The following is a 19107-nucleotide window of genomic DNA, read 5'->3' as shown; positions in this document are numbered from 1 at the left end:
ACCCCATGAATTTGATTCAACGCATCGACGCGCTGCTGCCGCAGACCCAATGCGGCAAGTGCGGGCACCCGGGCTGCAAGCCTTACGCCGAGGGCATCGCACGTGGCGAGGCGATCAACAAGTGCCCGCCCGGAGGGCAGGAAACCATCGCTGGCCTTGCGCAGTTGCTGAGCGTGCCCGTGCTGGACCTGGACACCCGCCGCGGGGAGGCGCCAGCCCAGGTTGCGTATATTCGCGAGGCCGAGTGCATTGGCTGCACCAAGTGCATCCAGGCCTGCCCGGTCGACGCCATTGTCGGCGCCGCCAAGCTGATGCACACCGTCATTATTGATGAGTGCACCGGTTGCGACCTGTGCGTCGCGCCCTGCCCTGTCGATTGCATCGAGATGCGCCCAACGACCAACGTGCTGCCGATCGTGGGCGGCCTGGCGACCAATGATCAACAGCGCCATGAACGCAGCTTGAAACGCGACCGGGCGCGGCGGCGTTTTGAGCAACGCAATGCGCGCCTGCAACGGGAAGAAGCAGACAAACTCGCCGAACGCCTGGCACGGGCCAAGCGCTCGACGCCCGCGTTGCCCATGCAGAACAACGCCGCTCAGGCGGCCCGAGATGCAGCGGTCAAGAAGGCCAAAATCACGGTTGCCATGAGTCGTGCCCAATTGCACAAGTCTCTGAAGGCGTTCGGCCACCCGCCGACCTTCGAGCAGCAGTCGCAGTTGATCGTCCTGCAGCAGCAGTTCGAAGCAGCGGAGCAGGCACTCACGGCCCTGGAAGCCACCGCTCCAGCCGACGTGCCCACGCAAAAAGACCCCGCACTCAAGCGCGCGAAAATCCAGTTGGCCATGCGGCGCGCCGACTTGAAAAAAGCTCAGGACCTGCAGGCTGACGAGCAGCAACTGGCCGCCTTGAGCGCTGCGCTGTCCAGCGCGGAGCAAGCCTTGCATGATGCCGAGGCTGACAGCGAGCAGCCCAGGCCAGATCTGCAGCGCGTAGAAAAACGCCCCATCGACGCCGGACTGCGTCAGCTGAAAACTGCATTGGCCTACGCCCGGGCCGAGGTCAGCAAATTACAACGCCAAACGGACGCCAGTACGGACCAATTGAAAGCCGCACAACATAAGCAGGAGGAGGCGCAGCGCCAGGTGGACGTCTACACCGGCGCTTGACCCACCGCAGCCGCCGCCACCTGGACTGCAGGTGCACGCTGCCGACCACCGAGGCGATGGTTTATCCTGCCCGGATTATTGCTCGCCGAATCCCAAGCCTGGATTCACTGCTCACCCTTACGTCGACCGCTTGCAAGGAACCCTCCGCCCCATGAACGCCGCAAAACGCCTGGAAATTTTCCGCAGGCTTCACGAAGACAATCCGGAACCCAAGACCGAACTGGCCTACACCACGCCGTTCGAGTTGCTGATTGCGGTGATCCTGTCGGCCCAATCCACGGATGTCGGCGTCAACAAGGCTACCGCCAAGCTGTATCCGGTGGCGAACACACCGGAGGCGATCTATGCGCTGGGTGTCGAGGGTTTGTCGGAGTACATCAAGACCATCGGCCTGTACAACAGCAAGGCCAAGAACGTTATCGAGACTTGCCGCCTACTGGTGGAACTGCACGGCAGTGAAGTGCCACAAACCCGCGAAGCCCTGGAAGCCCTACCAGGCGTTGGCCGCAAGACCGCCAACGTGGTGCTCAACACCGCATTCCGTCAACTGACCATGGCCGTCGACACCCACATATTCCGAGTGAGTAATCGCACCGGCATTGCCCGTGGCAAGAACGTGGTGGAGGTAGAAAAGCAGCTGATGAAGTTCGTGCCCAAGCCCTATTTGCTGGATTCCCACCACTGGCTGATTCTGCACGGACGCTACGTTTGCCAGGCCCGCAAGCCACGCTGCGGCAGCTGTCGCATCGAAGACCTGTGCGAATACAAGGACAAAACGTCGGACGATTGAGGAATCATTGGTTTTTTTGATCAGCCGATTGAAAAAATCTTTTTTACCCGATCATGGATTATCGTTATAAGGAGCGCCAACGGCAGTCTTAGCCCGGAGTGAACCTTATGAGCACTGGCAAAGAACAACTGGAAGTGGAAGACGACCTCGTTGAGTCGGATGACGATGGGATTGAGGCACCCGTGGCAGAGGTTGCGAAGACCAATTTGAGCAAACGCCGCACTATCGACAATCTTCTGGAAGAACGACGCTTGCAAAAACAACTGGCCGATTACGACTTCGATCTCTGATCGAAGACTCGACGGCCGGAAGCCTCCCTCACGGAGGCTTTTTTCTGCCGGTTGCCGGGGCAATGCGCGGTGCGGGGCCCTCCTCTACACCAGGCCGTTGCGCTGGGCCAGTTCAATCAGGTCTACGAGCGAGCGGGCATTGAGCTTGAGCAGCAAACGCGTCTTGTAAGTACTGACGGTCTTGTTGCTGAGGAACATGCCGTCGGCAATCTCCTTGTTGGTCCTGCCCCGGGCCAACTGCTGCAACACCATCATTTCCCGGCCTGACAGACGCTCGACCATGTCGGCCTCACTGGCATTGCCCATGGTGGAGCGCACCGAGTTGAGCGCCTGGTTCGGGAAATAGCTGTAGCCCGACAAGACCGCCTTGATCGCGCTCAGCAACTCGGTCAGGTCCTGTTGCTTGCACACGTAGCCGGCAGCGCCCGCCTGCATGCAGCGCATGGAAAAATGACCCGGCGCCTGGGACGTCAGCACCAGCACCTTGAACGGCGCGAGCTGTTTGGTAGAAGACAGCCGGCAAATAACTTCCAGCCCATCAAGTTTGGGAATCCCAATATCCAGTATGACAATGTCCGGCATATGCTCCCGTGCAAGTTGCAACGCATCGACACCGTTATCGGTCTCGGCAACGACCTCATAACCATGACGTTCCATTAGCATACGCACAGCAAGACGAATGACGGGATGATCATCCACGATCAGCACTTTATTCATGAGAAAGTCCAATTTCGCTGTTCGAATTATTTAGAGCAAGCACAATAGCCTAGTCGTTTCATAGTTGGCATAGCGTTCCCCCCCAAGCAACAGCAAGCAGAGACCCACCCCACAGCGATAAAAGAATTTCCCTACAAAAAAACGCTATCTCGGTCGCATCCGATTTTATGGAGCCTTTCAGACCTTTCCGGGGACTTACATATTTTGAGTGAAATATCCGTGCGCCAAGAGGGGCTGGGTAAACGTGCCTGACGCAACTGTCAGGAAACGCCCCTTGCCTCTTGCCGGCGAACAAGAAACACGACGAGAAGAGTCCGGCTGTTTTAGTTCCATTCAACATATTCATTTACATCCTTAATTCCTACAGACCGTTCAGCGTTTTATATCCCCGCTGTACTTCCATGAGTGAATTATCTGTAAGACTAGTTCCTACACAGGTGTAAAAAATTCATTCCTCTCCAAACTTCCAACCATTCAATCAAAGCCGTCGCTTGAGAAACTGTTGCGGTGAAAAGCATCAATTCATGTTTAACCGCTATAAACATCGCAGCGCTTTGTAAAACCACAGGCAAAAAAAATGGCCCCTTGTACAAGGGGCCACTCTTCGTAACAGGTTGAGACTTAGAACAACGAACGACCTTTGTTGGCCGCAATGCGCATGCGCAATGCGTTCAACTTGATGAAGCCCGCTGCGTCTGCCTGGTTGTAGGCGCCGCCGTCTTCTTCGAAGGTGGCGATGTTTGCGTCGAACAGCGAATCATCGGACTTGCGACCGGTAACGATCACATTGCCCTTGTACAGCTTCAGGCGCACAACACCGTTCACGTGGGCTTGGGAAGCGTCGATCATCTGTTGCAGCATCAGACGCTCAGGGCTCCACCAGTAGCCGGTGTAGATCAGGCTGGCGTACTTGGGCATCAGCTCGTCTTTGAGGTGAGCCACTTCGCGGTCCAGGGTGATGGACTCGATCGCGCGGTGAGCGCGCAGCATGATGGTGCCACCTGGGGTTTCGTAGCAGCCACGGGACTTCATGCCCACGTAACGGTTCTCGACGATATCGAGACGGCCGATACCGTGCTCGCCACCGATACGGTTGAGGGTCGCCAGTACGGTGGCCGGGGTCATTTCGACGCCGTCCAGCGCGACGATGTCGCCGTTGCGGTAGGTCAGCTCCAGGTATTGCGGCTTGTCTGGGGCGTTCTCCGGGGAGACGGTCCAGCGCCACATGTCCTCTTCGTGCTCGGTCCAGGTGTCTTCCAGCACGCCGCCTTCATAGGAGATGTGCAGCAGGTTGGCGTCCATCGAGTACGGGGACTTTTTCTTGCCGTGACGCTCGATCGGGATGGCGTGCTTTTCAGCGTAATCCATCAGCTTCTCACGGGACAGCAGGTCCCACTCACGCCAAGGAGCGATCACTTTCACGCCTGGCTTGAGCGCGTAGGCGCCCAGTTCGAAACGCACCTGATCATTGCCCTTGCCGGTAGCGCCATGGGAAATGGCGTCGGCGCCGGTTTCGTTGGCGATTTCGATCAGGCGCTTGGCGATCAGCGGGCGTGCGATGGAGGTACCCAGCAGGTACTCGCCTTCGTAGACGGTGTTGGCGCGAAACATCGGGAAAACGAAATCGCGGACGAACTCTTCGCGCAGGTCGTCAATGTAGATCTCTTTCACGCCCATGGCTTGCGCCTTGGCACGTGCAGGTTCGACCTCTTCGCCCTGACCCAGGTCAGCGGTGAAGGTCACCACTTCACAGTTATAAGTATCCTGCAGCCACTTGAGGATCACCGAAGTGTCCAGGCCGCCGGAATACGCGAGAACGACCTTGTTTACGTCGGCCATGCCATCACTCCACGGGGTTGTACGGAAAGGCGTCGATTCTACCGACCAAAACCGCGAATTTACAGGGGCGCGACAGCAAATGAAGATAAAGCGACAGATTATGTCGAACGGGCGACCGATAGCCGCACCTCAGGGCAGCAATTTATGAAGTATGTGCTGGGTTACTCGGGCCAGTGGCTGTGGGCGCTGGTTTCTCGGGGGCTGCCACGCGTTCAAGCTGGATATTCACGCGCCGATTGCGTGCCCGGTTGGCCGCATTGGTGTTGGGCGCCAGTGGGTAACTTTCGCCATGGAAACGCAGGGTGATCTGCGATTCCTGGATGCCATTGGCCTTCAAATAGTCCATGACTGCCAAGCCACGACGGCGCGAGACGTCGCGGTTGGTCAGGCGGTTGCCACTGTTGTCCGAATGGCCGTTCAACTCGATATGGTTGACGGTGGGGTCGGCTTTCATGAACGCGAGGATTACGTCGAGTTTCTTCTTGGCCGCCGCATCCAGCTCGATTCCGCCACCGGGGAACCCGACTTCGGTCTGCTTGACCTGGTCGTAATTCATCGGCAACAGCTTGGTGGTGCAGAGTTGGTAGTCGTTATAGGCCTTGTTGAATTTCACCGGCAACAAGCGGATTTCCGAGTAGCCGCCCTCACGCCCGTAGTGGCGGACCGTCGGGCTACGCCCTTCCAGCAGCCCGGTGAAGAGGCGCCCGGCCTGGGCCTGGGAGCTGTTGAACAAGACGTCGCCACTGCCGGCACGCACCGCGCCGAGGTTGATATCACCGCGCCCAGGCTGCCAAGGGGCCGCGGCGGCCAGCAACGTGGCCGAGCCCGCGCCCAGCGAGCCGTTATAGGCTTTGAGGCGAAACGTCGCCTGCTCACCAGCCCGGCGCACGAACTCACCCGAACCGAAGTCGGTGATCGGTTGGGTCAAGCGGCACTCGAACTGGTCGCCCTCTACCTTCCACTCAATATTCTCCAGACGTGTCTGGAACGTGAGGGCCATCGCAGGCAGGCTGGCAAACACACTGAGCAGGGCTAGATAATGCTGGCGCACGGGAGGCTCCACTGGTTTCTACAACACTTCAAGGCGTCATACATCGATAAGGCATACGAAAGGCTATCGGTTGCATCCTGCAAAACTTGATAGCGAGTGCCTGCAAGAGTCTTTTCCGGTAGCATTCCCACCAGATTGACCCGCCTGGAATCCCCAATGTCCGACCGCCTGACCCTGCTGCGTCCCGACGACTGGCATATTCATCTTCGCGATGGTGCTGCGTTACCCCACACCGTGGCCGATGTAGCGCGCACGTTTGGCCGCGCCATCATCATGCCTAACCTGGTACCTCCGGTGCGTAACGCCGAGCAAGCCGACGCCTACCGCCAGCGTATCCTCGCTGCACGGCCGGCCGGCAGCCGCTTCGAACCGCTGATGGTGCTGTACCTCACTGACCGCACCCAGCCCGAAGAAATTCGTGAGGCCAAGGCCAGCGGTTTCGTGCACGCCGCCAAGCTGTACCCGGCCGGCGCGACCACCAACTCCGATTCCGGCGTGACCAGTATCGACAAGATCCTGCCAGCCATCGAAGCCATGGCGGAAGTCGGCATGCCGCTGCTGATCCACGGTGAAGTCACCCGTGGCGATGTGGACGTGTTCGATCGCGAGAAGATCTTCATCGACGAGCATATGCGCCGTGTAGTCGAGCTGTTCCCGACCCTCAAGGTCGTGTTCGAGCACATCACTACCGCCGATGCCGTGCAATTCGTCACCGAGGCCTCGGCCAACGTCGGCGCAACCATCACGGCACATCACCTGCTGTACAACCGCAATCACATGCTGGTGGGCGGGATTCGGCCGCACTTCTATTGCTTGCCGATCCTCAAGCGCAATACCCACCAGGTGGCCTTGCTGGATGCCGCCACCAGCGGCAATCCAAAGTTCTTCCTCGGCACCGACTCCGCCCCACACGCCCAGCATGCAAAAGAAGCCGCGTGCGGTTGTGCCGGTTGCTACACCGCCTATGCCGCGATCGAGCTGTACGCCGAAGCGTTCGAACAGCGCAACGCCCTGGACAAGCTCGAAGGGTTCGCCAGCCTCAATGGTCCGCGATTCTACGGCCTGCCGGCGAATACCGACCGCATCACCCTGGTCCGTGAAGACTGGACCGCCCCTGCCAGCCTGCCGTTTGGCGAGCTGACTGTTATCCCGCTGCGCGCCGGTGAAACACTGCGCTGGCGCCTGCTGGAGGAAAGCAAGTGAGTGAAGACCATTACGATGACGAACACGAGCACAGTGGTGGCGGTTCCCGTCACCCGATGGCCGAGCGGTTCCGCGGCTATCTGCCGGTTGTCATCGACGTAGAAACCGGTGGTTTCAACTGCGCCACCGACGCGCTGCTGGAAATCGCCGCGACCACCATCGGCATGGACGAACAGGGTTTCGTGTTCCCGGAACACACCCACTTCTTCCGCGTCGAGCCGTTCGAAGGCGCCAACATCGAAGCCGCAGCCCTGGAGTTCACCGGGATCAAGCTCGATCACCCACTGCGCATGGCGGTGAGTGAAGAAGCGGCGCTGACCGATATCTTCCGTGGCGTGCGCAAGGCGCTGAAGGCCAATGGCTGCAAGCGCGCGATCCTGGTCGGCCATAACAGCAGCTTCGACCTGGGCTTCCTGAATGCTGCCGTGGCGCGCCTGGACATGAAGCGCAACCCGTTTCACCCGTTCTCCAGCTTCGACACCGCGACCCTCGCTGGCCTTGCTTACGGTCAGACCGTGCTGGCGAAAGCCTGCCAGGCAGCCGGCATCGACTTTGACGGGCGTGAGGCCCACTCGGCCCGCTATGACACCGAGAAGACTGCCGAGCTGTTCTGCGGCATCGTCAACCGCTGGAAGCAGATGGGCGGCTGGGAAGACTTCAACGACTGACGTTGAATCCCGCGCATAAAAAAACCGGCCTTCACAGGCCGGTTTTTTTTACCTCGATTCTGGCTTACAGCTTGCCAGCGTTCTCGGTCAGGTAAGCCGCAACGCCTTCTGGCGAAGCGTTCATGCCTTTGTCGCCTTTTTTCCAGTTGGCAGGGCAGACTTCGCCGTGCTCTTCGTGGAATTGCAGGGCGTCAACCAGGCGGATCAGCTCTTCCATGTTACGACCCAGTGGCAGGTCGTTGATGATCTGCGAGCGAACCACGCCTTTGTCGTCGATCAGGAATGCGCCACGGAAAGCCACGCCGCCTTCGGATTCAACGTCGTAGGCCTTGGCGATGTCGTGCTTCATGTCGGCAGCCATGGTGTATTTGACTTTGCCGATGCCGCCATCGTTGATGGCAGTGTTGCGCCAGGCGTTGTGGGTGAAATGGGAGTCGATGGAAACAGCGACCACTTCAACGTTGCGCGCCTTGAAATCGTCCATGCGGTGGTCCAGGGCAATCAGCTCGGACGGGCAGACGAAGGTGAAGTCCAGCGGGTAGAAGAATACCAGGCCGTATTTGCCTTTGATGGCTTCAGACAGTTTGAAGCTGTCAACGATTTCGCCATTGCCGAGGACGGCTGGGACGTCGAAATCCGGGGCTTGTTTGCCGACGAGTACGCTCATTGGATATCTCCTGATGTGAGGGTGACGATTGAAGTAAAAGGACCGGCCTTGAGTCTGCCGCATTCAAGCGACAGCCCTGTGACGCGGTCACGCTTCGTGAAGACCAACCATCATACACTGAAAAAACCGTTCGTCAGTGCGGGCGCGGCACCAGCAGATACCCTGCGAATCTACTTTGACAATCATTCTCGTTAACATTAAGATCCATCGCACTTAAGCCTTAAACCCGCGACGGTTCTCCCTTATGTATGTGTGCCTCTGTACTGGCGTCACCGACGGACAAATCCGCGAAGCAATCTATGAAGGTTGCTGCAGCTACAAGGAAGTACGTGAAACCACCGGCGTTGCCAGCCAGTGCGGTAAATGTGCTTGCCTCGCCAAGCAAGTGGTACGGGAAACCCTGACGCAGCTGCAGACAGCCCAGGCCGCGCTCCCCTATTCAGCAGAATTTACACACGCCTGATTGGGCGTGTTTTAAAGAACCGGACTTAGTGTCCGGTTTTTTTATGCCCGTAATTCAATTAGTTAGCGTCAAGACGCGGAACACAAACATTCTTATTCCGATTAATTTTCATTTATTATTCAATAACTTAGGTTTGACACTAAGGAGTTCGCCGCTCAAACTCCGCCCTATACACAGCTATTACAGGGCAGGACCCCAGTCATGAAAGGCGACATCTCAGTCATCCAGCAACTCAACAAAATCCTTGCCAATGAACTGGTCGCGATCAATCAGTACTTCCTGCATGCACGCATGTATGACGATTGGGGCCTGGAAAAGCTGGGCAAGCGTGAATACAAAGAATCCATCAAGGCCATGAAGGACGCTGACGCGCTGATCAAGCGCATCCTGTTCCTGGAAGGCCTGCCGAATGTGCAGGACCTGGGCAAGCTGAACATCGGCGAGCACACCCAGGAAATGCTCGGCAGCGACCTGGGTTTCGAGCGCAAGAGCCACAGCGACCTCAAGGCCGCCATCGCTCACTGCGAAACCAAGGGCGACTTCGGCAGCCGTGAACTGCTGGAGGACATCCTGGAAGACCAGGAGGAACATATCGACTGGCTGGAAACCCAACTGGGCCTGATCGACAAAGTCAGCCTGGAAAACTACCTGCAATCGCAGATGGGCGAATAAGCCCTCAGCGCGCAGGTACAAAAAAGCCCCGCTCTCTCACGAGAAGCGGGGCTTTTTATTGACCGCGAGAGGAGCCGGCTCGCCGGCCCCTGCAACAATCAAGCGTCGGTCTTTGCGGCAGCGTTGGCGGCTGCTTCTTTGATCAACGTTTGCAGCGAACCATCAGCCGCCATCTCAACGATAATGTCGCTACCGCCGACCAACTCACCGGCTACCCACAGTTGTGGGAAGGTAGGCCAGTTGGCGTACTTCGGCAGGTTGGCACGGATTTCAGGGTTTTGCAGGATATCCACGTAAGCGAACTTTTCGCCACACGCCATGATGGCCTGGGAAGCCTTCGCGGAGAAACCGCACTGAGGAGCGTTTGGCGCGCCCTTCATGTAAAGCAGAATGGTGTTGTTGGCAATCTGCTCTTTGATCGTTTCGATGATATCCATGGAACACCTCGGCTGGAACTTTGCGACTCACAGGTCGGCACGGTGGCGCATTGTAACGCAAAATTCCAGCGTGGTGCTCAGGCCGCTGCTACCTGCACTGGAACGCCGTTCAATGCAGCATTGCCCGACAACTCATCCAACTGCCGCTCGTCGGTCAAGTCATTGGCACTCGCCCCTGGTTGCCCGCTGGCGATCGTCATTTGTACGCCGGGTCGCCCATGGCCCCAACCATGGGGCAGGCTGACCACGCCGGGCATCATGTCCAGGCTGGCCAGCACTTCCACTTCGATCATGCCGATGCGCGAACTGACGCGCACACGCTGGCCATCGCTCAACTGCCGACTGGCGAGGTCATCCGGATGCATCAGCAACTGATGGCGCGGCTTGCCCTTCACCAACCGGTGGTAGTTATGCATCCAGGAATTATTGCTGCGCACATGACGTCGGCCGATCAGGAGCAGTTCGTCGGCCACCGGCATCGGCTGCGCGGCAAACCGTGCCAGGTCGGCGAGGATCACCGGCGGTGCCGCCTGCACTTTGCCGTCAGCGGTTTTCAACCGAGCAGCAAGATTGGGATGGAGCGGCCCCAGGTCCAGACCATGGGGATGATCCGCCAGCATTGCCACGGACACCTTGTGACTGGACGCATCACCGTATACCCCGGCACGCAGGCCGAAATCGATCATCTGCGCGGGCGGCATCGTTGGCTTGAGCGTTGCGCCGGTGTGGGCCGCGAACGCCTGGGCCAGGCCGATAAAGATCTCCCAGTCATGCAACGCGCCCACCGGTTTGGGCAGGATCGCCCGATTGAACCGGGTGACGTTACGCACCGCGAACAGGTTGAAGGTCGTGTCGTAGTGATCGTTTTCCAGCGCTGACGTGGACGGCAGGATCAGGTCGGCATACCGGGTGGTTTCGTTGATATAGAGGTCGATGCTGACCATGAACTCCAGGCCATCGAGGGCTTGTTCCAACTGACGACCATTAGGCGTCGACAACACAGGATTACCCGCTACCGTCACCAGTGCACGGATCTGCCCTTCGCCCTCAGTCAGCATTTCTTCAGCCAAGGCGGACACCGGTAACTCTCCGCCGTACTCCGGCCGCCCGGAAACCCGGCTCTGCCAACGGTTGAAATGCCCGCCTCCGGTCGATGCCACCAGGTCCACCGCCGGTGTGGTGCACAACGCGCCACCGACACGGTCCAGGTTGCCCGTGACCAGGTTGATCAATTGCACCAGCCAATGACACAGGGTGCCGAACGCCTGCGTCGAGACCCCCATGCGCCCGTAACACACCGCCTTGTCCGCGGCGGCAAAGTCTCGCGCCAGTTGGCGGATCTGCTCGGCAGGCACCGCGCACTGGCGGCTCATGGCTTCGGCAGTAAAGCCGGCGATGGCACGGCGGACATCTTCCAGACCTTCAACCGGCAGATGGCTGTCGCGCGTCAGGTGCTCGGTAAACAAGGTGTTGAGCACACCAAACAACAAGGCCGCATCACCGCCTGGGCGCACGAACAGATGCTGATCGGCCATCGCCGCCGTCTCGCTGCGCCGTGGGTCGACCACCACCACTTTGCCGCCCCTGGCCTGGATGGCCTTGAGACGCTTCTCGACATCCGGCACGGTCATGATGCTGCCGTTGGACGCCAATGGGTTGCCGCCCAGGATCAGCATGAAGTCGGTGTGGTCGATGTCCGGGATGGGCAACAACAGGCCATGGCCGTACATGAGGTAGCTGGTGAGGTGATGAGGCAACTGGTCTACCGACGTGGCGGAAAACCGGTTGCGCGTCTTCAACAGGCCAAGAAAGTAGTTGCTGTGGGTCATCAGCCCATAGTTATGCACGCTGGGGTTGCCCTGATACACCGCCACGGCATTCTGCCCATGCCGCGCCTGGATCCCCACCAGCCGTTCGGCGACGAGCGCAAAGGCCTCGTCCCAGGCAATCGGCTGCCACTCGCTGCCCACCCGCAACATGGGCTGGTGCAGGCGGTCGGGGTCATTCTGGATATCCTGCAGCGCGACGGCCTTGGGACAGATATGCCCACGACTGAAACTGTCCTGGGCGTCGCCCTTGATCGACGTGATCGCCAGGCTGCCATCGTCGGCTTGAGTCGTTTCCAGCGTCAGGCCGCATATGGCTTCACACAGATGGCAGGCACGGTGGTGGAGAGTCTTGGTCATGGCCAGTCTCTTATCAGGGCTTTGATCCCACTATGGGCTGCGAACGGCCAAGGCACCACCAACGTCAGTGCCGTGAATCGATGAGCATCAGGCCAAGCCATGGCCAAGCATGAGCAAATGTTTCAAAAACTTCGCACATGCGCCCTGAAACCGACGCAGCCTGGCCTGCAGCCGTCCCCGCGCATTGCAAAAGGTCGTGACGCCAGTGTACAAATGACCTGCTGCTGTCTGGAATTCGTCTTCAAAAGCGCTCCCGCGCCCTCCTTGAACGCCCCTAAAAACCGTAGCCCTATTGGTAAGACGCGACATTTAATTATAAGATCGCGCCTTCCCCTATTTCGTCGCCCCGTGCGGCTTTCGCCGCAGGTCTCGCCCGTTGTCACAATAAACAAGGCTTTGAGTATCTGCGGTCTGTTGCAAAAAGGTAGTTAATGATGAGCGCAAGGCACTTTCTCTCCCTGATGGATTGCACGCCCGAAGAGCTGGTCAGCGTGATCCGTCGAGGCATTGAGCTCAAAGACCTGCGTAACCGCGGCGTACTGTTCGAGCCTTTGAAAAACCGTGTGCTTGGGATGATTTTCGAGAAGTCGTCGACCCGCACTCGCGTGTCTTTCGAAGCCGGCATGATCCAACTGGGTGGCCAAGCCATCTTTTTGTCCTCGCGCGACACCCAACTGGGCCGTGGCGAGCCTATCGCCGACAGCGCCATTGTCCTGTCGAGCATGCTCGATGCGGTGATGATCCGTACCTTTGCCCACAGCACGGTGACCGAATTTTCCGCCAACTCCCGCGTACCGGTGATCAACGGCCTGTCCGATGACCTGCACCCGTGCCAGCTGCTGGCCGACATGCAAACCTTCCTCGAACACCGTGGCTCGATCCAGGGCAAGACCGTGGCCTGGATCGGCGACGGCAACAACATGTGCAACAGCTATATAGAAGCCGCTATCCAATTCGACTTCCACCTGCGCGTTGCCTGCCCTGAAGGCTACGAGCCGGACGCACGCTTCCTGGCACAAGCCGGTGACCGCGTGACCCTCGTACGCGACCCACGCGACGCCGTGATCGGCGCGCACCTGGTGAGTACCGACGTCTGGACCTCCATGGGCCAGGAAGACGAAACCACCCAGCGCCTTGCCTTGTTCGCCCCGTACCAGGTAAACCGTGCCCTGCTCGACCTGGCTGCGCCGGATGTACTGTTCATGCACTGCCTGCCAGCCCACCGTGGCGAAGAAATCAGCCTCGACCTGCTCGACGACCCACGCTCGGTCGCCTGGGACCAGGCAGAAAACCGCTTGCACGCGCAAAAAGCGCTGCTCGAGTTCCTCGTTCCGCCGTCGTACCAACACGCATGAGCCATCCATTACTGCTGAACCTGCGCAATCTGGCATGCGGCTACCAAGATCAACGGGTGGTGCAGAACCTCAACCTGCACCTCAATGCTGGCGACATCGGTTGCCTGCTGGGCTCATCGGGTTGCGGCAAGACCACTACGCTGCGGGCGATCGCAGGGTTTGAGCCGGTGCACGAAGGTGAAATCAGCCTGGCCGGCGAAGTGATCTCCAGTGCCGGGTTCACCCTGGCACCGGAGAAACGTCGCATCGGCATGGTGTTCCAGGACTACGCGCTGTTTCCCCACCTGAGCGTGGCCGACAACATCGCCTTCGGCATTCGCAAGCACCCGCAAAAAGACCGCGTGGTGGCTGAACTGCTGGAACTGGTGAACCTGAAGAACCTGGGCAAGCGCTTCCCCCACGAGCTCTCGGGCGGCCAGCAACAACGCGTCGCCCTGGCCCGCGCCTTGGCGCCAGAACCGGCGCTGTTGCTGCTGGATGAGCCGTTCTCCAACCTCGATGGCGAGTTGCGACGCAAGCTGAGCCACGAGGTGCGCGACATCCTCAAGGCACGCGGCACCAGTGCGATCCTGGTCACCCACGATCAGGAGGAAGCCTTCGCTGTCAGCGATCAGGTCGGCGTATTCAAAGAGGGCCGGCTTGAGCAGTGGGACACGCCGTACAACCTTTATCACGAACCGCAGACGCCTTACGTCGCCAGCTTTATCGGCCAGGGTTACTTCATTCGTGGCCAATTGAGCTCGCCGGAATCGGTCAGCACCGAACTGGGTGAGTTGCGCGGCAACCGCGCCTACACATGGCCTACCGGCGGTGCGGTGGACGTGCTACTGCGCCCGGATGACATCGTCTACGCACCGGACAGCGCATTGAACGCGCGGATCGTCGGCAAGACCTTCCTCGGCGCGTCGACCTTGTACCGCCTGCAACTGCCGACCGGCGCGCAGCTGGAGTCGATTTTCCCCAGCCATGCAGACCATCAGGTGGGTGCGGATGTCGGGATTCGGGTCGCCGCTGAACACCTGGTGTTGTTCCAGGCGTCCGGCAGCACTGCCGCCCAAATCCCCCAAGGCGAATCAGGCGTGCGCCGCCACAGCCCCGCTAACTGAAGAAACCGGGGCAACCTGTGAGAGCGGGCTTGCTCGCGAAGGCGAAGTGTCAGTCGACTTGTTATTAGCTGATACACCGCCTTCGCGGGCAAGCCCGCTCCCACATTTGGTCGCACGCACGTTGAGATCAATGTCAGGCGCGACCAATCGGCGCGAACGTGGCCTGGGTGTGCTCAGCCAGTACCGCCGCTGGCAATTCGACCTCCAACCCTCTCCTCCCCGCACTCACAAAAATCGTCGTAAAAGGCTGCGCCGTTACATCGATAAACGTGCGCAGTCGCTTCTTCTGCCCCAACGGGCTGATGCCACCCAACAGGTAACCGGTGGAACGCTGAGCCGCTGCCGGGTCGGCCATTTCGACTTTCTTGACGCCTGCTGCGTGTGCCAGCGCCTTCAAATCCAGACTTCCGACGACCGGCACCACTGCCACCAGTAATTCGCCTTTTTCACTGCTCGCCAGCAGGGTCTTGAATACCTGCGCGGGGTCGAGGCCCAATTTTTCCGCGGCCTCCAGCCCATAGGAAGCAGCCTTGGGGTCATGTTCGTAACTGTGGATTCGATGTTCGGCGCGAACTTTTTTCAACAGATCCAATGCGGGGGTCATGGAGTCTCCGGAGCGTGGCAAGCAGATGGCCAATTCTAGGCCAACCCCACACAAAACGCTCTAGTGCGCCCTCTGTCGCGGTACGTGCTCAATGTGACAAGCGTGATCATTCACCAGACCAATAGTTGGAAAGTGACCGACAGTTCACTTTCGACCTTTGACAGCAGTCATTCTTGTCTATATTTTTTCGTTTCCGAATACTGTAGGAATAGTGCCGCAGCATTCGAGCAGTAAGCCGTGACCGGGATGGGGATCCTTGTCACGGTGAAAATCGCGCAACAACCCGTTGAGGTCGTGCGCCAGACAAGAACAACAACTGAGGTTTTCCATGACAACTGCTCTTCAACAGCCTTCACTTTCGAGCCAATGCATGGCCGAATTCCTGGGGACTGCGCTTCTGATCTTCTTCGGTACAGGATGTGTCGCTGCGCTCAAGGTCGCGGGTGCAAGCTTTGGCTTGTGGGAGATCAGTATCATATGGGGGGTCGGCGTCAGCATGGCGATCTACCTGAGCGCCGGCATTTCCGGAGCCCACCTCAACCCGGCCGTCAGCATCGCGCTGTGTATTTTCGCCGACTTCGACAAGCGCAAACTGCCCTTCTATATCCTCGCCCAGATCGCAGGCGCCTTCTGCTCGGCGGCCTTGGTGTACACGCTGTACAGCAATCTTTTTTTCGATTACGAACAAACCCATCACATGGTGCGCGGCTCACAGGCCAGCCTGGAACTGGCGTCGGTGTTCTCCACCTACCCCCATGCGCTGCTGAGCACTGCCCAGGCGTTTCTGGTGGAGATGGTTATCACCGCCATCCTGATGGGCGTGATCATGGCCCTGACCGATGACAACAACGGCCTGCCTCGCGGGCCCCTGGCCCCGCTGCTGATCGGCCTGCTGATCGCCGTGATCGGCAGCGCCATGGGCCCATTGACCGGCTTTGCGATGAACCCGGCGCGGGATTTCGGGCCCAAGCTGATGACCTTTTTCGCCGGCTGGGGTGAAATGGCCTTTACCGGCGGTCGTGATATTCCTTACTTCCTGGTACCGATTTTCGCGCCGATTGTCGGCGCATGCCTCGGCGCTGCGGCCTATCGCGGGCTGATTGCCCGCCATCTGCCGAGCGCCGCACCTGCTATAGCTGAAGAAACACCTGACACGGCTGTCAACGGCAAGACGCGTATTTCCTGAAAACACCAGCCTGGTCCCCACTGCCCTTCTGCGGTCCAGGCTGATTTCTGACTTCCTTATTTCGTCCAAGGCAATCGACATGACCGACATTCAGAATAAGAACTACATCATTGCCCTTGATCAGGGCACCACCAGCTCCCGCGCGATCATCTTTGATCGTGACGCCAACGTGGTCTGCACCGCCCAGCGTGAATTCACTCAGCATTACCCGCAAGCGGGCTGGGTCGAGCATGACCCGATGGAAATCTTCGCGACCCAGAGCGCGGTGATGGTCGAAGCGCTGGCACAGGCCGGGCTGCACCACGACCAGGTCGCCGCCATCGGCATCACCAACCAGCGTGAAACCACCGTGGTCTGGGACAAAGTCACCGGCCGCCCGATCTACAACGCGATCGTCTGGCAGTGCCGCCGCAGCACCGAGATCTGCCAGCAGCTCAAGCGCGACGGCCACGAGCAATACATCAATGACACCACCGGCCTGGTCACCGACCCGTACTTCTCCGGCACCAAGCTCAAGTGGATCCTCGACAACGTCGAGGGCAGCCGCGAGCGTGCGCGCAACGGCGAGTTGCTGTTCGGCACCATCGACAGCTGGCTGATCTGGAAATTTACCGGCGGCAAGACCCACGTCACCGACTACACCAACGCCTCGCGCACCATGCTCTTCAACATCCACACTCTGGAATGGGATGCGAAGATGCTGGAGATCCTCGACGTACCGCGCGAAATGCTGCCGGAAGTGAAGTCCTCCTCGGAAATCTATGGCCGCACCAAAAGCGGTATTGCCATCGGCGGCATTGCGGGCGACCAACAGGCGGCACTGTTCGGCCAAATGTGCGTCGAAGCCGGCCAGGCCAAGAACACCTACGGCACCGGCTGCTTCCTGCTGATGAACACCGGCGACAAGGCGGTGAAATCCAAGCACGGCATGCTCACCACCATCGCATGCGGCCCGCGTGGCGAAGTGGCGTATGCGTTGGAAGGTGCGGTATTCAACGGCGGCTCCACTGTGCAGTGGTTGCGTGACGAGTTGAAGATCATCGCGGATGCCACCGACACCGAATACTTCGCCGGCAAGGTCAAGGACAGCAACGGCGTGTACCTGGTCCCCGCCTTCACCGGCCTGGGCGCTCCGTACTGGGACCCGTATGCCCGTGGCGCACTGTTCGGCCTGACCCGTGGCGTGCGCGTGGATCACATCATTCGTGCCGCCCTGGAGTCGATCGCCTACCAGACCCGCGACGTACTCGACGCCATGCAACAGGATTCGGGCGAACGCCTGAAAGCCCTGCGCGTGGACGGCGGTGCGGTGGCCAACAACTTCCTGATGCAATTCCAGGCCGATATCCTCGGCACCCAGGTCGAGCGCCCGCAAATGCGCGAGACCACCGCACTCGGCGCCGCCTACCTGGCCGGCCTGGCGTGTGGCTTCTGGGGCAGCCTGGACGAGTTGCGCGGCAAGGCGGTGATCGAGCGTGAGTTCGAGCCGCAGTTGGACGAAGCGGCCAAAGAGAAACTCTACGCCGGCTGGCAAAAAGCCGTGAGCCGCACCCGCGACTGGGAACCTCACGAAGGCGCTGAATAAGCCAAGCGCCGGACCCATATAGGGTTGTAACTGGCAGGGAGCAGATTCCTGCGTCATCATGGGCCACTTTTGTATGGCAGCCCAAAGGACGCCCCATGAATCTGCCTCCCCGCCAGCAACACATTCTCGAACTGGTCCGCGAACGCGGCTACGTCAGTATCGAGGAAATGGCGCAGCTGTTCGTTGTCACCCCGCAAACCATCCGCCGCGATATCAACCAGTTGGCGGACGCCAATCTGCTGCGCCGCTACCACGGCGGCGCGGCCTATGACTCCAGTGTCGAGAACACGGCGTACGCCATGCGTGCCGACCAGATGCGTGACGAGAAACAGCGCATCGGCGAAGCCATCGCCGCGCAGATCCCCGATCACGCCTCCCTGTTCATCAATATCGGCACCACCACCGAATCCATCGCCCGTGCGTTGCTCAACCACAACCACCTGAAGATCATCACCAACAACCTCAACGTCGCCACCATGCTCAGCGCCAAGGACGACTTCGATGTGCTGTTGACCGGCGGTAACGTGCGCCGTGATGGCGGCGTGGTGGGCCAGGCGAGTGTCGACTTCATCAACCAGTTCAAGGTCGACTTTGCGCTGGTGGGCATCAGCGGCATCGATGAAGACGGCAGCCTGCTGGACTTTGACTACCAGGAAGTACGGGTGTCGCAAGCGATCATTGCCAATGCTCGCCAGGTGATCCTGGCAGCGGACTCGAGCAAGTTTGGCCGCAACGCCATGATTCGCCTGGGGCCGATCAGCCTGGTGGATTGCCTGGTGACTGACCAGCAACCGGTGCCGGCATTGGTGCAGTTGCTGAACCAGCATAAGGTTCGGTTGGAAGTCGTGTAACTCCCCCTATCCCTGGCAACTGTGCCACCGCCCTCGCGGGCAAGCCCGCTCCCACACTTGACCGCATGGCCCTGGCGGAACGCGGTCCCTTGTGGGGGCGGGCCTGCCCGCGAAGGCTATTCAACACTCCTCTTACGCTCGAGCCTTCCCCAGGCTTATGTTCACAAATTTTCCTTTTCCCGCCCTTCGATGAGTTTTTTCAATCGAAGTTGGCTGGCTGCGCGCGCGTTTATCAGCTACCATTTTCGCAAATGAACATTAATGTTCG

19 protein-coding genes are annotated in these 19107 nt (G+C 59.3%); 12 read left to right on the top strand and 7 right to left on the bottom strand.

The window, feature by feature from the left end:
* The first annotated feature begins 5 nt into the window (after positions 1 to 5).
* The 3 genes from rsxB to ATH90_RS05960 all read left to right on the top strand — a co-directional run bounded on the left by rsxB (position 6) and on the right by ATH90_RS05960 (position 2249).
* Positions 6 to 1169, top strand: coding sequence for an electron transport complex subunit RsxB (gene rsxB, locus ATH90_RS05970; RefSeq protein ID WP_098465867.1), 1164 nt, complete (start codon positions 6 to 8; stop codon positions 1167 to 1169).
* 151 nt (positions 1170 to 1320) lie between these two features.
* The gene (gene nth, locus ATH90_RS05965) at positions 1321 to 1959 is read left to right on the top strand and encodes an endonuclease III (RefSeq protein ID WP_038847851.1); all 639 of its coding nucleotides are present in this window, start codon (positions 1321 to 1323) and stop codon (positions 1957 to 1959) included.
* Positions 1960 to 2066: 107 nt separating this feature from the next.
* Positions 2067 to 2249 (top strand): PA3496 family putative envelope integrity protein, encoded by a 183-nt coding sequence (locus ATH90_RS05960; protein ID WP_034102413.1) that lies wholly within the window; start codon positions 2067 to 2069, stop codon positions 2247 to 2249.
* A gap of 84 nt (positions 2250 to 2333) precedes the next feature.
* On the opposite strand, the gene ATH90_RS05955 is transcribed toward ATH90_RS05960, so the two are convergent.
* The 3 genes from ATH90_RS05955 to ATH90_RS05945 form a co-directional block, all read right to left on the bottom strand.
* The gene (locus ATH90_RS05955; protein ID WP_034102412.1) at positions 2334 to 2966 is read right to left on the bottom strand and encodes a response regulator transcription factor; all 633 of its coding nucleotides are present in this window, start codon (positions 2964 to 2966) and stop codon (positions 2334 to 2336) included.
* A 621-nt stretch (positions 2967 to 3587) separates the two neighbouring features.
* A complete protein-coding gene (locus tag ATH90_RS05950; protein WP_034102411.1) occupies positions 3588 to 4805 on the bottom strand; it encodes an argininosuccinate synthase in 1218 nt (405 codons plus the stop codon).
* Positions 4806 to 4947: 142 nt separating this feature from the next.
* Positions 4948 to 5856 carry a flagellar protein MotY gene (locus ATH90_RS05945; protein ID WP_034102410.1) on the bottom strand — a complete coding sequence of 303 codons (909 nt, stop codon included), beginning with the start codon at positions 5854 to 5856 and terminating at the stop codon, positions 4948 to 4950.
* A 156-nt stretch (positions 5857 to 6012) separates the two neighbouring features.
* Between ATH90_RS05945 and pyrC the strand changes: the two genes are divergently transcribed.
* Together pyrC and rnt are read left to right on the top strand one after the other, a co-directional pair.
* Positions 6013 to 7059: a dihydroorotase gene (gene pyrC / locus ATH90_RS05940; RefSeq protein WP_034102409.1), complete on the top strand. Its 1047-nt coding sequence runs from the start codon at positions 6013 to 6015 to the stop codon at positions 7057 to 7059.
* Positions 7056 to 7727, top strand: a complete 672-nt coding sequence (gene rnt, locus ATH90_RS05935; protein ID WP_010564138.1) for a ribonuclease T — start codon at positions 7056 to 7058, stop codon at positions 7725 to 7727. Before pyrC ends, rnt begins: the two co-directional genes overlap by 4 nt.
* 64 nt (positions 7728 to 7791) lie before the next feature.
* On the opposite strand, the gene ATH90_RS05930 is transcribed toward rnt, so the two are convergent.
* Entirely contained in the window at positions 7792 to 8394 is a 603-nt protein-coding gene (locus tag ATH90_RS05930) for a peroxiredoxin (RefSeq protein ID WP_003172097.1), read from the bottom strand.
* Positions 8395 to 8638: 244 nt separating this feature from the next.
* Here ATH90_RS05930 and ATH90_RS05925 point away from each other — a divergent pair, with 244 nt between their 5' ends.
* Together ATH90_RS05925 and bfr are read left to right on the top strand one after the other, a co-directional pair.
* Complete coding sequence (locus tag ATH90_RS05925) at positions 8639 to 8857, top strand: bacterioferritin-associated ferredoxin (RefSeq protein ID WP_010564137.1); 219 nt, start codon at positions 8639 to 8641, stop codon at positions 8855 to 8857.
* Between the two features lie 201 nt (positions 8858 to 9058).
* Complete coding sequence (gene bfr / locus ATH90_RS05920) at positions 9059 to 9529, top strand: bacterioferritin (RefSeq protein ID WP_010212744.1); 471 nt, start codon at positions 9059 to 9061, stop codon at positions 9527 to 9529.
* A 98-nt stretch (positions 9530 to 9627) separates the two neighbouring features.
* Here bfr and grxD read toward each other — a convergent pair whose 3' ends face one another.
* Together grxD and ATH90_RS05910 are read right to left on the bottom strand one after the other, a co-directional pair.
* Positions 9628 to 9966, bottom strand: a complete 339-nt coding sequence (gene grxD, locus ATH90_RS05915) for a Grx4 family monothiol glutaredoxin (protein ID WP_016970749.1) — start codon at positions 9964 to 9966, stop codon at positions 9628 to 9630.
* 77 nt (positions 9967 to 10043) lie between these two features.
* Positions 10044 to 12152 carry a molybdopterin oxidoreductase family protein gene (locus ATH90_RS05910; protein WP_098465866.1) on the bottom strand — a complete coding sequence of 703 codons (2109 nt, stop codon included), beginning with the start codon at positions 12150 to 12152 and terminating at the stop codon, positions 10044 to 10046.
* A 434-nt stretch (positions 12153 to 12586) separates the two neighbouring features.
* Between ATH90_RS05910 and argF the strand changes: the two genes are divergently transcribed.
* A complete protein-coding gene (argF, locus tag ATH90_RS05900; protein WP_098465865.1) occupies positions 12587 to 13507 on the top strand; it encodes an ornithine carbamoyltransferase in 921 nt (306 codons plus the stop codon).
* Positions 13504 to 14613 carry an ABC transporter ATP-binding protein gene (locus ATH90_RS05895; RefSeq protein WP_098465864.1) on the top strand — a complete coding sequence of 370 codons (1110 nt, stop codon included), beginning with the start codon at positions 13504 to 13506 and terminating at the stop codon, positions 14611 to 14613. The genes argF and ATH90_RS05895 overlap by 4 nt, the downstream gene beginning before the upstream one ends.
* A 133-nt stretch (positions 14614 to 14746) precedes the next feature.
* Here the strand turns inward: ATH90_RS05895 and ybaK are convergent, their stop codons facing one another.
* Positions 14747 to 15217, bottom strand: a complete 471-nt coding sequence (gene ybaK, locus ATH90_RS05890; protein ID WP_034102404.1) for a Cys-tRNA(Pro) deacylase — start codon at positions 15215 to 15217, stop codon at positions 14747 to 14749.
* Between the two features lie 328 nt (positions 15218 to 15545).
* Between ybaK and ATH90_RS05885 the strand changes: the two genes are divergently transcribed.
* The 3 genes from ATH90_RS05885 (at position 15546) to ATH90_RS05875 (ending at position 18839) form a co-directional block, all read left to right on the top strand.
* A complete protein-coding gene (locus ATH90_RS05885; RefSeq protein WP_028619056.1) occupies positions 15546 to 16403 on the top strand; it encodes an MIP/aquaporin family protein in 858 nt (285 codons plus the stop codon).
* A 79-nt stretch (positions 16404 to 16482) separates the two neighbouring features.
* Positions 16483 to 17988, top strand: coding sequence for a glycerol kinase GlpK (glpK, locus tag ATH90_RS05880; RefSeq protein WP_034102403.1), 1506 nt, complete (start codon positions 16483 to 16485; stop codon positions 17986 to 17988).
* 95 nt (positions 17989 to 18083) lie between these two features.
* Positions 18084 to 18839 carry a DeoR/GlpR family transcriptional regulator gene (locus ATH90_RS05875; RefSeq protein WP_034102402.1) on the top strand — a complete coding sequence of 252 codons (756 nt, stop codon included), beginning with the start codon at positions 18084 to 18086 and terminating at the stop codon, positions 18837 to 18839.
* Positions 18840 to 19107 lie beyond the last annotated feature (268 nt).

This window comes from Pseudomonas lurida (assembly GCF_002563895.1).
GTDB classification, from domain to species: domain Bacteria; phylum Pseudomonadota; class Gammaproteobacteria; order Pseudomonadales; family Pseudomonadaceae; genus Aquipseudomonas; species Aquipseudomonas lurida.
The sequence above is the reverse complement of the archived record's forward strand: the minus strand, read 5'-3'. Positions and strand labels throughout refer to the sequence as shown.

Bases quoted from the DNA above. Each gene is read 5' to 3' on its own strand.
- rsxB (WP_098465867.1), top strand. From the start codon at position 6: ATGAATTTGATTCAACGCATCGACGCGCTGCTGCCGCAGACCCAATGC.
- nth (WP_038847851.1), top strand. From the start codon at position 1,321: ATGAACGCCGCAAAACGCCTGGAAATTTTCCGCAGGCTTCACGAAGAC.
- ATH90_RS05960 (WP_034102413.1), top strand. From the start codon at position 2,067: ATGAGCACTGGCAAAGAACAACTGGAAGTGGAAGACGACCTCGTTGAG.
- ATH90_RS05955 (WP_034102412.1), bottom strand. From the start codon at position 2,966: ATGAATAAAGTGCTGATCGTGGATGATCATCCCGTCATTCGTCTTGCT.
- ATH90_RS05950 (WP_034102411.1), bottom strand. From the start codon at position 4,805: ATGGCCGACGTAAACAAGGTCGTTCTCGCGTATTCCGGCGGCCTGGAC.
- pyrC (WP_034102409.1), top strand. From the start codon at position 6,013: ATGTCCGACCGCCTGACCCTGCTGCGTCCCGACGACTGGCATATTCAT.
- ATH90_RS05930 (WP_003172097.1), bottom strand. From the start codon at position 8,394: ATGAGCGTACTCGTCGGCAAACAAGCCCCGGATTTCGACGTCCCAGCC.
- ATH90_RS05925 (WP_010564137.1), top strand. From the start codon at position 8,639: ATGTATGTGTGCCTCTGTACTGGCGTCACCGACGGACAAATCCGCGAA.
- bfr (WP_010212744.1), top strand. From the start codon at position 9,059: ATGAAAGGCGACATCTCAGTCATCCAGCAACTCAACAAAATCCTTGCC.
- grxD (WP_016970749.1), bottom strand. From the start codon at position 9,966: ATGGATATCATCGAAACGATCAAAGAGCAGATTGCCAACAACACCATT.
- ATH90_RS05910 (WP_098465866.1), bottom strand. From the start codon at position 12,152: ATGACCAAGACTCTCCACCACCGTGCCTGCCATCTGTGTGAAGCCATA.
- argF (WP_098465865.1), top strand. From the start codon at position 12,587: ATGAGCGCAAGGCACTTTCTCTCCCTGATGGATTGCACGCCCGAAGAG.
- ATH90_RS05895 (WP_098465864.1), top strand. From the start codon at position 13,504: ATGAGCCATCCATTACTGCTGAACCTGCGCAATCTGGCATGCGGCTAC.
- ybaK (WP_034102404.1), bottom strand. From the start codon at position 15,217: ATGACCCCCGCATTGGATCTGTTGAAAAAAGTTCGCGCCGAACATCGA.
- ATH90_RS05885 (WP_028619056.1), top strand. From the start codon at position 15,546: ATGACAACTGCTCTTCAACAGCCTTCACTTTCGAGCCAATGCATGGCC.
- glpK (WP_034102403.1), top strand. From the start codon at position 16,483: ATGACCGACATTCAGAATAAGAACTACATCATTGCCCTTGATCAGGGC.
- ATH90_RS05875 (WP_034102402.1), top strand. From the start codon at position 18,084: ATGAATCTGCCTCCCCGCCAGCAACACATTCTCGAACTGGTCCGCGAA.